Raw genomic sequence first — 15,768 nt, forward strand, 5'->3', positions numbered from 1 at the left:
CTATGCAAGAAGCAGAAGCTATTCTTCAAAAATATTGGAAGCACAACAAATTCAGGTCACTGCAAAAGGAAATCATCGATTCCGTTTTAAGTGGTCAAGATACTTTTGCATTGATGCCAACCGGCGGTGGAAAATCAATTTGTTTCCAGATTCCGGCAATGATGAAAGAAGGCATTTGCCTGGTTATCTCGCCATTGGTAGCGCTCATGAAAGATCAAGTCGCCAATTTGCAACAGCGAAACATCAAAGCCATAGCGCTGACAGGCGGAATTCGATCCGAAGAAATGATTGATTTATTGGACAATTGCCAATTCGGAAATTACAAATTCCTTTATTTATCGCCAGAGCGTCTTCAATCCGATTGGATTTTAGAACGAATAAAAAATCTTCCCATCCATTTAATCACAATCGATGAAGCGCATTGCGTTTCCCAATGGGGACATGATTTCCGACCAGCTTATTTAAAAATTTCAGAACTAAAAAAGCATTTTCCAACAGTACCATTTTTAGCCTTAACCGCTACTGCAACGCCAAGAGTCAAAAAAGATATCATCGCAGAACTGGGACTACATAAACCACAGATTTTTGAAAAATCATTTGCCAGAGAAAATATTGCTTATATGATTTTTGAGGTCGAGGATAAACTGTTCCGAATCGAACAAATCCTGAAGAAAAATCCACAACCTTCCATAATATATGTACGAAACAGGAAATCGTGTCTGGATATTTCCTCTCAATTGAATTCATTAGGATTTAAAGCTACGTATTATCACGGCGGACTTTCGTCCAAAGAAAAAGATAAAAACATGGAATCCTGGATGAATGAGGATGTACAGGTTATTGTGGCAACCAATGCTTTTGGAATGGGAATTGACAAAGCCAATGTAAAAACGGTCATTCACATTCAGCTTCCGGAAAATATGGAAAATTATTATCAGGAAGCCGGACGTGCGGGTAGAAACGGAGAAAGAGCTTTTGCGGTTTTATTAACCAGTCCCTCTGACATCATTCAGGCTCAAAGCCAATTTATCACTATTCTTCCTGATAAAAAGTTTTTGAATCTCATGTATGTCAAGCTTTGCAACTATTTTCAAATCGCTTACGGAGAAGGAATCAATGAACAGTTTACCTTCAATTTACATCATTTTTGTTTAAAATATGAATTCCCAACCTTAAAAACGTACCATGCAATGCAATTCCTGGACCGACAAGGAATTATTAGCCTGTCTCAAGAATTTTCAGAAAAAATCACCATGCAGTTTCTTATTCCCTCCAAAGAAGTGATTCGGTATATGAGTTTAAATCCAAATGACGAGGAAATTATTTTAGCCATTTTGCGCACGTATCCGGGAATTTACGAAATGCAAACAGCATTCAACCTGCAACTGATTGCTAAAAAATCAAACCATAAGGAAACTGAAATTCAGGCTGTTTTACATAAATTAAAAGAAAAGAAAATTATAGAGTACCATTCGAAAAATAATGACGCCACATTAATTTTCAATGAAGTTCGGGAAGATGACAGAACCATCAATCGAGTTTCGAAGCATTTAGAAAATCAAAATCAGTTAAAAAAAGAACAGCTTCAATCCGTAATTCAGTATATAAGTGAAAAAAAAGTATGCAAAAATAAGTTGATTCTAAATTATTTTGGCGAAAAAACAACCGTTGATTGCGGCGTTTGCTCCTTTTGCATTACTAAAAAAATAAAGAAAAAAGAGGTATCGGTACTTTCCAAAGAAATAATTGCGTTATTACAAGCAGAAGATTTAAACTCAAGAGACATTCAAAATAAAACTAAAAATAGTCCAGACGAAGTTATCTTTGTACTTCAGGATTTACTAGAAAACAACACAATTTTGGTTAAACCAAATAATAAATATACTTTACGATCATAATGAAAAAATTACGAATAGTTTTTATGGGTACGCCCGAATTTGCCGTGGGAATATTAGACACGATACTTAAAAACAACTACGAAGTCGTAGGTGTCATTACTGCTGCAGACAAACCTGCAGGTCGCGGACAAAAATTAAAATACTCAGCAGTAAAGGAATACGCACTAGCCAATAATCTAACTTTATTGCAGCCTTTAAACTTAAAAGACGAAACTTTTTTAGCTGAATTAAAAGCGTTGAATGCTAATTTGCAAACTGTAGTTGCGTTTAGAATGCTGCCAAAAGTAGTTTGGGAAATGCCCTCTTTAGGCACTTTTAATCTTCATGCTTCGCTCCTGCCGAATTATCGCGGCGCGGCACCCATAAACTGGGCAATCATTAATGGAGAAACTAAAACTGGTGTCACCACTTTTTTTATCGATGATAAAATTGATACAGGCGCAATGATTTTAAGTTCGGAAATTCCAATTGATGAAACCGAAAATGCGGGACATTTGCATGACCGATTAATGGAATTAGGAAGCGAGACCGTTATTGACACTTTGGCACTGATCGAAAAAGGAAGTGTATCGACAGTGATTCAAAAAGACACCAACGATATCAAAACAGCCTACAAACTCAACAAAGAGAATTGCAAAATAGACTGGACAAAATCAGCGCAGGAAATAAACAATCTGATCCGAGGTTTGAGTCCGTACCCAGCGGCTTGGAGTTACTTTGGCGACAAGAGTGAAGAGTGGAATGTAAAGCTATACGAAGCCAAAATAATCACTGAGGAACATAATTATGCTGTCGGGAGTTTAATTTGCACCAAAAAAGAAATGAGGGTAGCTGTAAAAAAAGGATTTATCCAAATACTTACTCTACAGTTTCCAGGCAAAAAGAAAATGAATACTTCTGAATTTCTGAACGGGATTGTATTTTCTGTTGACGCAAAAGTCTATTAACACCAACAAAAAGGGCACCTCATACACTTTAACAAGAAACAATCTTTACTTTATCAACAAAAAAAATAAGTTATCAACAAAATACTCTAAATTAACACAAAACGCTTGCAAGGAACGTATTTCCTACTAAATTTGTGTATTAACAATTTTTTTTAACCAACAATTAATAACTAATTATTATGAACAAATCAGAATTAATCGATGCTATCGCTGCTGATGCAGGAATTACAAAAGCTGCAGCAAAATTAGCTTTAGAGTCATTTTTAGGTAACGTAGGCGGAACTTTGAAAAAAGGTGGAAGAGTATCTTTAGTAGGTTTCGGATCATGGTCAGTATCTGCCAGAGCTGCAAGAGACGGTAGAAATCCTCAAACAGGAAAAACTATTCAAATCGCTGCTAAGAATGTAGTGAAATTTAAAGCTGGAGCAGAATTAGAAGGTGCAGTAAACTAATTTTTATCCTTCCTAAATATAATAAAACCTTCCATCTGGAAGGTTTTTTTATACGTTTCAACGATTTTATATGGCGCCCTTAAAATAAAAAACCTAAATTTAATGAAAAATCTAATCCGATGATAACAGATAAGATAAAAAAAGGATATTTGCTTATAGCAGAGCCTAAGATAATTGGGGATTTATCATTCAATAGATCGGTAATTTTATTAGCTGATTATAATGAAGAAGGATCCGTAGGGTTCATAATTAATAAACCTTTAAAGTACACTATCCACGATTTAATTCCGGAGATAGCGGCACGATTTAAGATTTATAATGGTGGTCCAGTAGAACAAGACAACTTGTATTTCATTCATAATATCCCTGAATTAATTCCAAATAGCATTGAAATATCTAACGGAATATATTGGGGTGGTGACTTTGAAGCGACTAAAGAGCTCATCAATAAAGGAGAAATAAGCAAAGACAATATCCGATTCTTTTTAGGTTATACCGGCTGGCATGAAAACCAACTAGAAAGCGAAATGGAAAGTCGCTCGTGGATTATAACGGCAAACAGCTATGAAAACAAAATAATTGGAACATCAGCCACTCATTTCTGGAAAGAACAGATTATGGAATTAGGCGGCGAATACCTCATCTGGTCTAATGCTCCGGAAAATCCATACCTAAATTAAGTATTTCGGACTATTTCGTTGAGTTTTTCTAATAATTGAGTCGATACGGGAGTCGTAAATATTTTTTTGCGGTATCGCGTTATGGGTTGAATGCCTTTTATTACGTTCGTTATAAATAATTCATCCGCTTTTTGCAGGTCAAACGGAGAGATCACTTCCTCGACAACCTCTAAAGTTTCTATTTTTTTAGCCAGACTTAAAATCTGTTTTCTCATGACGCCGTTTAAACACCCCTCAGAAACCGGAGGCGTAATCAATTTATCACCCATTAGCATAAAGATATTCCCCTGCAATGCTTCTACTACATTCTTGCTATCATTGAGTAATAAGCAATTGTCCAAGCCATTTTCATTAGCGAAAATACTTCCTGTTATATTGATAATTTTATTAGTCGTTTTGATCGACGATAGCAATTGTTTTGTGATATAGAAGTCTTTGTATAAATCTACCTCATATTCTTTCTTTTCAATTGAATACAAAGTGTTCTCAAGCGCTATTGAATGGATCAAAAAAGAAACCGTATTATTTTGCGGCAAATAATACCCGCCATCGTTTCTATATACTGTAATTCTGGCTCGGGAGGAAAGAGAGAGACCCGTTTTTTTTACTAAAGAGAGAATTTGTTCCTCCAGGTATTCCATGGTGAAATTCATTGGGATTTCCATACGCACCACCCGCATAGAAGACATTAACCTGAAATAATGATCTTCTAGAAAAAGAATTGTATTATTTACTATTTTAACTGTTTCAAAAACACCGTCACCATATAGAAAAGCACGGTTTTGAAACAATACATTGGTGTCCTGAGACACAATAGTTCCATTAAAATTAATCATAAAGAAGCCCTAAATTTTATTCAAGGCAAATATAAGTCATAAAATATGATTTTACTATACAGATCCTATTAGATGTTTAAGATCCGATATTTGATTTTCCCACAGTAATGTGGCCTCGTCTACCTCGTCTTTTTCAGCAAAATCTACTACCATTAAAGAAACGTCTTTAGTGAGTTCATCTACTAAAATATGCAATTCAAAAAAGTACTCCGTGTCTTTACTATTCTCGTCGACCCACTTGAATTTTACTTTCTCACCTGCTTTCTTAGAGGCAAGCCTTGCTTTTTCTTCGGAATCCTTCCAAATAAAAGTAAAAAATTCACCACGAGAGTTTACATTATCTGCAAACCATTCAGACAAACCTGATGGAGTAGAGATATACTGATACAATAATTGTGGAGAAGAATTTATGGGAAACTCGATTTCGTAACGTACTTTTTGATCCATGACCTACATTTAATTTTTCGGAAATATATAGAATATAACTACATAAAAAAAGTGTTTTTAAAAATATATTTTTTTATTAAAAATATAGTTGCATCCAATATTTTTATTTTTATATTTGCACCCGCATTCAGGGAAGGTTTTTCCCTAATTATGGCGAGATAGCTCAGTCGGTTAGAGCGCAGGATTCATAACCCTGAGGTCCCGAGTTCAAATCTCGGTCTCGCTACCAAAGCAAAAACCCTAACATCAATATGTTAGGGTTTTTTATTGGAAATAATTCAAAAAACATCGCCCTCTGATTACTCCAGTGAGCACCGAAGTGACGAATTTTATGAATTGAGCTGATAATTCTTTAAGTATGATACAGACACGGCAAACATGCAATGTAGTTTTCATGTGTACCGCGTCTCTTTCAACCAAATTTTCAGAATTTTAATTGTTGCAGAAGATTGTAGTATGATTAATTCGTTTGATTGTTTTTTCTTTTAAAATGTTAATCATCATAATTCCTACCCCAGGGTCTTCTTGCTAAATAATTATTACAACTATGACATTCCCTACCTATCTGCCAAGTAAGCGAAAACTCATGAACTCCTTGGGTATTTTTTATTTTTGATGTACTTACATCGTAGGAATATCCAAAAGTGAAGTTATATATTTTAATAGAACCAATTAGATTTACTGAAGTAAGTATATGGCTTTCACTACTTTTAATCATAGGATTTGTTGCAGCAATGACTCCCAGAATAAATGGATTAAAATGAACAATACTACCAAAATCCAATCGATTATATTGTCCTTGTTTCATGAAATTTGATGTAAGTACTAATTTGGAATCATTCGGTAAAAATGATAAAGCGGGATTACTGTCCAGATTAAATGCATATCCACTCTGAAGAGTAATGTTCATATCTAAAGGGAGCTTACCTTGAGAGTCGAAGGCAATATTGGGAGTATTGAGATGCTTCACTGAAGCTCCGAGCCAAAAATCATCGGTATAAAGTAAAAGACCAGATGAAATATCTAAGAAATCTATTTTATTTTGTAGACCTATAAGACTTGGATCTGAACTACCATCACCAATACTACCATCGTTACTATTAATTTGATCTTCAAACAAAAGGCTTTTGAAATTAAAATTTTTAGTTCCATAACCCCCTTCTACTCCTAAAATCATTCTTAATCCGGAATAAAAATTATCTAAGTCAAGATTTAGCGAAAACACACCGTTAATTTGAGTGTAATTATAGTTTGTAAAAGCCTCATACTGATTTAGTACGGTGATACCGATTCCAATATTTTGAAGATTTGAATCATTCGGACGGGAATCTTCTGATAAATTCCCAATGGAACCATTGATAAAGGCATAATCAGTATCCACTCTTCTAACTCCATCGGGCCACTGTGTTCGGTGTAAAATTCCGGTGTTTAACGTGTTTACGGTTCCTGTAAACGCGCCGTTCTGCGTTTCTGGGACAAAATAATAGTGTGTAAAAACAGGATCTTGTGCGTTAACTTCTGTAATAAATATGGAAGTTAACAGGATATACAAAGCAAATTTTAATTTCATTCTCTGTTGTTGATTATTTTATTACTACAAAAGGGTGATTTTCAGTGACAATAGTTCCATAAAAAGTTTCTGCGCTAACTTTACAATAATAATTACCATTCTCCGCATTCTGGCCTTTTATTTTACCATCCCACCCTTTCAATGTGTCTCCGGTTTCTGAATAAATAAGTGAACCCCAGGTGTCATAAATATCCAGGCGAACATTTTTTAAGGTCTTCGCCACAGGTCTGAATGTATCATTGACAATATCGTTGTTGGGTGTAAAAGCAGTGGGAACAACCAACACATACCCCTTTTCAACGATAAAACTAATTTTTTGTACATAGATGCATCCAAACGGATAAGTAACTGTTTGTGTTACCGTATATTCTTTTGGATTTATGAAGGTATGTACTGGATTTAGATCTGTTGAAAAGCTACCGTCGCTAAAGTCCCAAATCATACTGATGTAATCACCAGTAGCGGTATTGGTAAACTGTATTGGATCCATTATAGAATAACTACCATACGTTAAATAAGAATATGATGTTACATTAAATGATGGTGTTCCAAGAGACTGCAATTTAACATTGAAGGAGTAATTTGCTTTACAGCCCAAGGCATCAGTTACATATAATATTGCCGTTCCGTTTTGACTGGTATTCATTATTTCATTATTTGAACCGCTGACCGTTCCATTGGACCAAGACAATTGGTAAGGCGGAACCCCACCCGAAACTTGGGCTACAAAGTTTTGTTTAACGTATTTGGTTTCACAATCAAATTCTGTTTTGGTTGCCACTCCAATAACGATAGGTGGCGGTCGATTGATGCTATATTGCGCCTGTTTTGAACAGCCTCTGCTATCAGTTACTGTAACCAGATAATTTCCTGCTGGAATATTCACTAAATCCTCAGTTGTAGATCCATTTGACCAAGAATACGTAAAAGGTGGTGTCCCTCCAGCAACCAGAAGATTTATTGTACCACTATTGGCATTGTCACAATCAAAGGCATTGGTAGTATTAGCGGATAAAATTAAAGGTTGAGGTTCTAATATTATAAAAATTTTTTTGATTGCGCAAGGCTTACCATCCACGATAGTTACGACGTAAGAGCCTGGTTTCAAATTGTTTCTAACATTTCCAGCTACTGAACTATCATCCCAAACCAATTTTACAGGAGCAATCCCTCCAATAATATTTAGATTTATACTACCATCTTGGGCACCAAAACAAGAAATGTTTTTAACTACAGGATTGATCGTAAAAATGGGGGCTTCGGGGATATTTACATTCAGTGTTTTTACACAATTATTTGAATCTGTAATGGTGATTAGATAATCACCAGCCGTAAGATTATCCTGAAACGTGCCGCTGCCAAGATTACTCCACACGATTCGATAGGGTGCAAGACCTCCATTTATAACAAGACGTATAGAAGCATCATTAGAACCATAACAGATTATTGGTGTGGTTGTGGCTGACAAAACAATGGCAGTTGGTTGGGTAAGTGTAACACTTAATACTTTAGAACAACCTGAATTATCAGTAACCTGTACATTATAAGTTCCAGCTGAAGTAGCAGTGAGATTTTTATTGGAACTTGTAAATCCGTTAGGTCCAGTCCAAGCAAAGCTATAGCCCGAAAGTGTAGGTGTTCCTCCAACTACTGCAATCTGTATCGCTCCTGTAGATTCTCCAGAGCACAATATATTAGTTTTACTGATTAGGCTAACCGCTAATACAGGTGGTTCTGTTATGGTAAATGTCGCAGTTTTTGGGTTGCAATTATTAGCGTCCGATACGGTTACTTTATATATTCCGGGACTTAAATTGGATATATCATCGGTGGTTGCATAAGAAATTCCATCTTTCGTCCAAGCATAATTGTAATTTAATGTACCGCCAGTGATTGTGATTTTAATTTCACCATTGGCAGCATTAAAACAAGTAATGTCTTTTTCTAAATCAGTAGTTATACCAATATCGTCGGGTTGCGTAATATTTACTGTTTGAACCTTCGAGCAATTCTTAGCATCTGTAACGGTCAAATGATAAGTTCCTGCAATTAATCCTGTTGCATTTAACGAAGTCTGTACTGGAATTGTATCCCAAGAGTATGTCAATATTCCCGTTCCACCACTTGCTAAAACGGTAACTGCACCTGTATTATTTTCGAAACAATTTACATTGGTTTGTGAGGCTATTGAAATTATAATTCCGTTTGGTTCTGTGATCGTGGCTTGTGCTGCTGTAGTACAACCTTTAGCATCTGTAATTGTGGCTGTATACGTGCCGATTGTCAGATTTATTGCTACAGCTGAAGTTTGAACTGGTGTTGTGTTCCAAGAATAACTGAAAGGCGCTGTGCCTCCAGTAGCAGTCACAGTTGCTGAACCGGTGCTATTTCCTGAACATAAAACATCCGTTTGAGCGGTTATAGTTGCAGACATTCCTGCTGGTTCTGTTATTGTTACGGAGCTTAAAATAATGCACCCTTTCGCATCAGTAACAGTTACATTATAAGTTCCGGCTTTTAACCCGATAGCTGTTGCCGAGGTTTGAATTGGGCTGGTATTCCAAGAGTAAGAATAAGGGGAAGTCCCTCCAGTAACTAAGACAGTAGCATTTCCGTTATTTCCTCCAAAACAGCTCACGTTAGTTGAATTCGAAATCATAGCGGTCAATCCGGCAGAAGGCTGAGTAATAAGTACTGTTTGCACTTTTGAACAACCATTGGCATCTGTTATGGTTACATTATAAGTACCTACTACTAATCCCGTTGTTGTTGCCGTTGTCTGAATTGGAATAGTGTCCCATGAATAGGTTAAAGTTCCTGTACCTCCGGTGGCAGAAACCGTTGCTGAACCCGTGTTATCTCCAAAACAGAACACATTGGTTTGAGATGTAATGGATGTAATAATACCGTTTGGTTCCGTAATCATAACCTGTTTTTGTATCGAACAAGTATTTTCATCGGTTATCGTAACGGTATAAGTTCCTGCTTTCAAACCTGACGCTGTTGCCGTAGTTTGAATTGGATTCGTATTCCAAGAATAGGTTAAAGTTCCTACACCACCACTTGCGGTTACCGTTGCCGAACCCGTTGCACTGCCAGCACAACTGATATTCGTAGGATATGATATGGAAGCTGTTATACCGTTAGGCTGCGTAATTACTATTCCAGAAATTGTCTTCACACTTCCATTTGCATCGGTAATTTTAATATCATAAATGCCTACCCCCAAACCCGTAAAAGTATAAGTAGTAGCTGCTGAATCAACAATACTATTAATTGTTCCACTTCCTTGCAAAGTCAATAAATAATCATAAGGTCCAACAGATTGTTGTGTAACATCTACTTTAATAGCTCCAGTCAAATAACCAAAACACAAAACATTTATTTGTGCTGCTGTATCTTCCTGGATAAGCAAAGCTAATGGTGCCGTTAAGGTAAAATTTAATATGACAGGATTACAAAGTCCATCGTTTATGGTTAATGAGTATGCGCCCGCTGGAACAAGTGAAATATCTTGACTTGAAGCCGAAAAACCGCTTGGTCCTGACCATAAATAAGTATAAGCGCCCGAACCTCCCGTAACGGTAACATTAATTGCTCCATCACTTGCACCAATAGTACTCACATTAAATCCATTAAAATTAGAAGGAATACTGGATGTTATAATGGCAGGACTTACCGTTATTTTATAAACTAAAGGCACCCCCGAACAAGAAACCGCATTATTTTTAAAAGTAGCGGTCGCAGTATAAATTACAGTTAGTGGATTTGTGGTTGAATTTACCAGCGTTTGAGTTGCTATTGTATCTGTTCCCGAAGGTGTTGCGCCAGAAATTCCCGCAGGAATAGTAGCCGTCCAATTGAAGGTAACATTTCCGGTAGTAGGACTTGATAAACTTATTAGTGAACTGTCACTTCCAGAGCACAGCGTTTGATTTACTCCCGAAAATTGGACTTTTGGAGAAGGATTAACAGTAATTATTACTGTAAATGTTGGCCCTGTACAAGTTCCAGATTTAGGAGTTATAGTATACGTAGCCGTTTGAACATCATTTGTTGGATTAATTAATGTACCCTTTATAGTTGTTTGATTTACTAAGGCTGCACCTCCCGTAATTCCTCCAGTTACCACAGGAGCCGACCATGAATAGGTGGTTCCAACCGGGACAATATTTCCCACACCGTCTGAAGGAACTATTGAAAAAGCGGTAGAGGAACAGATGGTTTGGTTTTGTGGGGTTATAATACTTGGATTAATACTCACAGTAAATGTTTCTGTTTTCTGGCAACCATTAGAATTTGTATACGTAATTATTGTAGTTCCGCTTGTGAATGCAGTAACTAGTCCAGTATCGCTAATTGAAGCGACAGCCGGATTTGAAGATGACCAAGGTGAAGTTGTGGATGCTGTTGCTGTACCTGATAATTGTGAGCTAGCACCAATACATGTAGACAATGTCCCTCCTATAACTGGTAAAGCATTTACAACTACTGTTACTGGTTTAATTATAGAACAACCGTTCGTATTCGTTGCTTTGATATAGTATGTACCTGAAACTGTAATCGCAGATGGTGCTGATATCGCTGTTGTTGCTGATGCGTTTGTCCAATAACTATAAATTAATCCGTTGTCAGAACCTAATGTTATGGCTGGTACTGTAATGTCTACAGTCCCAGGAGAACAAACTGCTAAGGGATCTGTAACAATTAAACTGGAGAATTTATTTAATGTAAAAGTAAAAGTAGCTTGACCTGAGCCTGCGCAATTTCCATTAACGACTACAGTGATATTATACGTTTTAAATGTCGTAACGTTTATTTTAGGGAACTGACTGTTAGCCGTTGTCCCGCCGATAAAACTGTAATCCGATGCAGTGACACCACTACCGGAAATAGACCATAAGAAACTTGTTGGAGCATAAGGAGCGACACTATAATTTGGCTTCGTCCCGACTTGACTAAAATCGATTGTATAATTGGGTGGTGCCTGATTGCATATTGATATTGTGTTAGGACTAAAACTTACTGTAGGGCTTCCTAAAACTTCAATAATTTTTGGTGTCGACACAACAGTTCCACAAGAATTTGTAACAGATAATTTCACAGTATAAATACCAGGATCTGTAAATACTATTTCAGGGTCTTTTGAAGCAGAATTAGACGGACTGACAAATTGATAACCAGTAGAAGGTGAAACAGTCCATAAATAGATTGGCTCTTGACAACTAAGATTAATTACATTTGAAGTATTTGTAAATTGGATTTGTGTATTTGGACAAATCGGTGTTTCTGGTGTATTCGTGAAAGTAGCTGTTGGTGAGATCTCTATTTTTATGGTTTTAGTAACTTCAGAAACAGTCTGACATAAATCGTCATTTATTGCTGTTAATTTTATTTCCCAACAACCTGGAATAGTAATTAATGCTTTGGGAATTTTCAGATTATTCGAAGAATCAATCCAACTAGAGATTTTAACCTCCGTAAAACTCACATCCCCGGGTTTTTTGTAATACCATGTAAAGGTGGCTTTATCAAGACAAGTTCCACTGCTCCCATACGACCCCAACATTGTTTTATTAGTTGCAATAATGTCTAGATTGATGCATTGCTTTGTTGATAAAAGAAATTCTGCTTTTGGGGCTAAACTTACATTTACTTTTTTCTCAACACCATTTCCATTTTTATAAAATTCAGTACAGTAATTTGCATTAGCGCCACCATTGTAAACGCCTTTATTTAAAAGAGTTTCTTTTATAATAAAATTACCATCAGTCTTAGCACATGATACCGACGTAAATGTATGAGTTATGGTTGGATTTGCCATTAATTCTGCCTGCGTTAGTTCCAATACAGGTGAACTGTCGCCAAAATCAACCCTATATTTTGAACCACTGTAATTTCTTCCAATTCCTTGATTTGTTACATCAACAGTAAATGAAACATCTACACCTACACAAACCACTTCACTTGTAGAGTTACCTAAACTTGTACCATTTCCGTGAAACAAAAACACCAAACTATACACAGATTTACTGTTCTTTTCAATTTCAAAAACATACGTTCCAATTGCTAAATTGTCAGGGATCGTTATTTCTCCATTTCCAATGTTATAGGCAATGAGAGTTTGTGTACCATTAATTACGTCTATTAAGGTTATTTTGTAATTATCCGTATTTAAATAATTGCAAACTGTAATCTTCTTTTTCGGCAAAATATTACTAGTAGCTCCTGAACTTTGTGTCAACGAACCAAATATGTTTGTTGTTTTTAAACAGGTTAAAGTACAATTAAAAAAAGAACTATTATTTGTTAAATCAGAAGTAGCAGAAGGAATATCACTACTACCTGGAACAATATTAAATGATAAAGTTTCTTCTGTGGGATATGTTTCTGGTGTTGTCCCCAAACCTGTTGTCGCTCTAACCCTTAATTTATAAGTTCCAGCAGGAAGTCCAGCAGGAAGTGTACCATTCATCACAGGAGCATAAAACTCATTTAAAGTTGTTAATATCGTTGGTGAAGTCGGAAAAATCCCTCCAACGTTAGATAATTCTAAAATAAATTGATTATCCAATTGAAATATTCCTGTTGGATTAACGATTACAGAAACTCCTGAACCAGCAGTATAATTAGCTGTATTATTAAATCTAATTAAGTTAATTGTCTGAGAGTTAACACTATATATTGCAGTAAAAAGGAAGATAAATAAAAATAGAATTTTGTAAAAGTGTTTCATTAAGTATATTTTGTTTGCTGTCAGTAATTATATTTTATCCAAATAATTAAACAGGATAATTTATTTATTCCTAAACATGAAAGTTCAAACCTACAGTTTATAATACTATCTCCTTTACGGTTTTCCGTAATGTCGTCTAAATATCATCAAAAAAATCATTTGGATCAAATGGGATATCATCATCTGGATCTTTATCATGGGCATTGACACCAGGCGGATTAAATAATCCCCAACTGTCTTTGATATAATCCCAAACATCAAAACTCGCCACCCAATCAATAAACAATAACCTGAATTCATCAATGGTATTTCTTAATAATTCGATGTAATCTTTGTCAGTAATGCCTTCTTCAAAACGTAAACTTCCTGCCTGCACATACAATTCTCTGGCAGCTTTACGAATAATCGCGGCATTTTCCATTTTTATATCATACAACCCAACCCCTGCAGCTCCAGCAATTTTGGCCGGAATCAGGAACGCATTTTCCATCATAAACCGTACGGTCGTTTCTTGCAAAAACTCGTTTTCTTTGGGTACAATTTCTACTAATCCCATGGTGATTTTTAGGATTTGCTCTGCCTTTTGGTACAAAGGCATTTGCTTTATTTCATCGTGTTTTGACATCTTTTTTTAATTTTAGTATCAAACTATTGATTTTTATTTCCCATAACGTGGGCTTTCCTCCGCAACCATTCCCAATTCCTCTTCACCATCACCCACACGTAGCTGACCATTCATCAACATAGGCAACAACCAATCGCGAAGCGAAGAGAATTCTTGGTTTTCTTTTAGGTTCCTTAAAATCATTTCGAAATGAGAATTTGATATTTTATAAAATTGTTCCATTAAATTATCCTCAGGAATTACAAAATAAAGTTCTTTGATTTTATCCTGTGATAAATTATCTCTTGCCGAACCTGAACTTAAATTTATTAAATAATCGTACAATTGATGTAAACCATATTTTAAATAAGGAATCATTCTCTTGTCGTTTGGTATAATTCCACATACAGCTTGATTAGTTGAAGCTTCAAGGTCAATTAAACTGACTTGTCCAGCAGTTGCACCATACATCGCCATTAAAATAGTCCCTCTTTGAAACAACTTTGCACTTGAATTGTCTAACCCTTTTTGGGTTATAAATTTTCTCGAAGAAATAATAAAAGAGGCATTAACTTCCCCACTATTAATCCAAGGAATTGTTCCATTTTCGAAGTATTCTTTTTTAGATTTTAAAGGTGTTCCTCCAGAACCAGTTTCTGCAATATCTTTGACTTTTTTTACCTCCCAACCCTCCGGAATTTCTCTTTTCAACTCATCATTCCAAACCATTTTACCTCCAGATGTTTTATACGGTTTTCCAATGCCCACCCCGTCCTGCGGACACCCCTCCGAAGGAGGGGAATAAGGAAAATCAAACTGCACAAACCAATAGTCATAAAGCGTTTTTGCCATCGCTTCCAGCTCGGTATTGATGCGGTTGTTGAGTTCTATTTTAGAATCTAAATCAGAAAGGACTTTGGCTATTTTTTGTTGAATATTTGAGTCCGTTGGTAATTTAGTCTTAAGATTTAATAACACAACCTTATCTAATTCTGATTGACCAGAACTTCCAGTCATAAAAGACATTAATGTTTTTTCAAATGAGAAAAGTAAATAACTTAGACATTGTGCTTCGTAATACGAATTACATCTTAATAATAAAATATGCGAATCCGTTATTAGACGATGATTTTCTGGAAGTTCATTTACAAAAGCACATCTTCCAGCTGTTCCTGTTCCAGTAGAATTAATTAAGATGTCACCTCTCTTGACAAATTTTGATTCAGAAATTTGTTTAGTATCATCAGTATATTGAGAAAATGAATAATCGATCTTACCATTTCGAATACATTTTTGATTTAAAACAATGATTGAACTATTTTCAACATATTTTGGTGTTATTCCTTTAATTGAGAAATTAACAAAATCAGATACTTGTTTCCAATTACTCATATCTCAACCCCTTTAAATTATTCTGAATCTCTACTTCTAATAAAATATTTTTAATTATTTTGTTTGACCCGGAAAGGGTCAAACGTCTATAAAAAAACATACTCCAAATTGGTTCGACCCCAAAGGGGTCGGATTCTCTACAAACACTTTTGCTATAAACATTGGACTCCTTCGGAGTCGTATAAACCAATAAATTACTCATATCC

Annotated in this window: 10 protein-coding genes and 1 tRNA gene; 5 read left to right on the top strand and 6 right to left on the bottom strand. The window is 35.7% G+C overall.

Translation table 11 applies throughout. The features are described 5' to 3' along the window. Positions 1–2 precede the first annotated feature (2 nt). The 4 genes from EKM05_RS12875 to EKM05_RS12890 all read left to right on the top strand — a co-directional run bounded on the left by EKM05_RS12875 (position 3) and on the right by EKM05_RS12890 (position 3,977). Positions 3–1,898, top strand: a complete 1,896-nt coding sequence (locus EKM05_RS12875) for an ATP-dependent DNA helicase RecQ (protein ID WP_126555880.1) — start codon at positions 3–5, stop codon at positions 1,896–1,898. After that, positions 1,898–2,845 (top strand): methionyl-tRNA formyltransferase, encoded by a 948-nt coding sequence (gene fmt / locus EKM05_RS12880; protein ID WP_126555883.1) that lies wholly within the window; start codon positions 1,898–1,900, stop codon positions 2,843–2,845. The genes EKM05_RS12875 and fmt overlap by 1 nt, the downstream gene beginning before the upstream one ends. A gap of 179 nt (positions 2,846–3,024) precedes the next feature. After that, entirely contained in the window at positions 3,025–3,297 is a 273-nt protein-coding gene (locus EKM05_RS12885) for an HU family DNA-binding protein (RefSeq protein ID WP_073017033.1), read from the top strand. Between the two features lie 119 nt (positions 3,298–3,416). Next, complete coding sequence (locus tag EKM05_RS12890) at positions 3,417–3,977, top strand: YqgE/AlgH family protein (protein ID WP_126454436.1); 561 nt, start codon at positions 3,417–3,419, stop codon at positions 3,975–3,977. On the opposite strand, the gene EKM05_RS12895 is transcribed toward EKM05_RS12890, so the two are convergent. Together EKM05_RS12895 and EKM05_RS12900 are read right to left on the bottom strand one after the other, a co-directional pair. Then, positions 3,974–4,813, bottom strand: coding sequence for an aminotransferase class IV (locus EKM05_RS12895; RefSeq protein ID WP_126555885.1), 840 nt, complete (start codon positions 4,811–4,813; stop codon positions 3,974–3,976). The genes EKM05_RS12890 and EKM05_RS12895 overlap by 4 nt on opposite strands. A gap of 54 nt (positions 4,814–4,867) precedes the next feature. Continuing rightward, positions 4,868–5,260 carry an START-like domain-containing protein gene (locus EKM05_RS12900; protein WP_126463160.1) on the bottom strand — a complete coding sequence of 131 codons (393 nt, stop codon included), beginning with the start codon at positions 5,258–5,260 and terminating at the stop codon, positions 4,868–4,870. A 152-nt stretch (positions 5,261–5,412) separates the two neighbouring features. On the opposite strand from EKM05_RS12900, the gene EKM05_RS12905 reads away from it, so the two are divergent. After that, positions 5,413–5,489, top strand: a tRNA-Met gene (locus tag EKM05_RS12905). Between the two features lie 264 nt (positions 5,490–5,753). Here the strand turns inward: EKM05_RS12905 and EKM05_RS12910 are convergent. From EKM05_RS12910 to EKM05_RS12925, 4 genes are all read right to left on the bottom strand, one after another. Then, complete coding sequence (locus tag EKM05_RS12910; RefSeq protein WP_126555887.1) at positions 5,754–6,830, bottom strand: PorP/SprF family type IX secretion system membrane protein; 1,077 nt, start codon at positions 6,828–6,830, stop codon at positions 5,754–5,756. A 13-nt stretch (positions 6,831–6,843) separates the two neighbouring features. After that, positions 6,844–13,566 (bottom strand): PKD-like domain-containing protein, encoded by a 6,723-nt coding sequence (locus EKM05_RS12915; RefSeq protein ID WP_126555890.1) that lies wholly within the window; start codon positions 13,564–13,566, stop codon positions 6,844–6,846. Positions 13,567–13,702: 136 nt separating this feature from the next. Beyond that, positions 13,703–14,191: a hypothetical protein gene (locus tag EKM05_RS12920; RefSeq protein WP_126555893.1), complete on the bottom strand. Its 489-nt coding sequence runs from the start codon at positions 14,189–14,191 to the stop codon at positions 13,703–13,705. Positions 14,192–14,224: 33 nt separating this feature from the next. Next, positions 14,225–15,562, bottom strand: a complete 1,338-nt coding sequence (locus EKM05_RS12925; RefSeq protein WP_126555903.1) for a restriction endonuclease subunit S — start codon at positions 15,560–15,562, stop codon at positions 14,225–14,227. Positions 15,563–15,768 lie beyond the last annotated feature (206 nt).

The sequence above is a fragment of the Flavobacterium sp. GSP27 genome (assembly GCF_003970395.1).
Classification (GTDB): domain Bacteria; phylum Bacteroidota; class Bacteroidia; order Flavobacteriales; family Flavobacteriaceae; genus Flavobacterium.

Coding starts and splice junctions, on each gene's coding strand:
- EKM05_RS12875 (WP_126555880.1), top strand. CDS start 3: ATGCAAGAAGCAGAAGCTATTCTTCAAAAATATTGGAAGCACAACAAA.
- fmt (WP_126555883.1), top strand. CDS start 1,898: ATGAAAAAATTACGAATAGTTTTTATGGGTACGCCCGAATTTGCCGTG.
- EKM05_RS12885 (WP_073017033.1), top strand. CDS start 3,025: ATGAACAAATCAGAATTAATCGATGCTATCGCTGCTGATGCAGGAATT.
- EKM05_RS12890 (WP_126454436.1), top strand. CDS start 3,417: ATGATAACAGATAAGATAAAAAAAGGATATTTGCTTATAGCAGAGCCT.
- EKM05_RS12895 (WP_126555885.1), bottom strand. CDS start 4,813: ATGATTAATTTTAATGGAACTATTGTGTCTCAGGACACCAATGTATTG.
- EKM05_RS12900 (WP_126463160.1), bottom strand. CDS start 5,260: ATGGATCAAAAAGTACGTTACGAAATCGAGTTTCCCATAAATTCTTCT.
- EKM05_RS12910 (WP_126555887.1), bottom strand. CDS start 6,830: ATGAAATTAAAATTTGCTTTGTATATCCTGTTAACTTCCATATTTATT.
- EKM05_RS12915 (WP_126555890.1), bottom strand. CDS start 13,566: ATGAAACACTTTTACAAAATTCTATTTTTATTTATCTTCCTTTTTACT.
- EKM05_RS12920 (WP_126555893.1), bottom strand. CDS start 14,191: ATGTCAAAACACGATGAAATAAAGCAAATGCCTTTGTACCAAAAGGCA.
- EKM05_RS12925 (WP_126555903.1), bottom strand. CDS start 15,562: ATGAGTAATTGGAAACAAGTATCTGATTTTGTTAATTTCTCAATTAAA.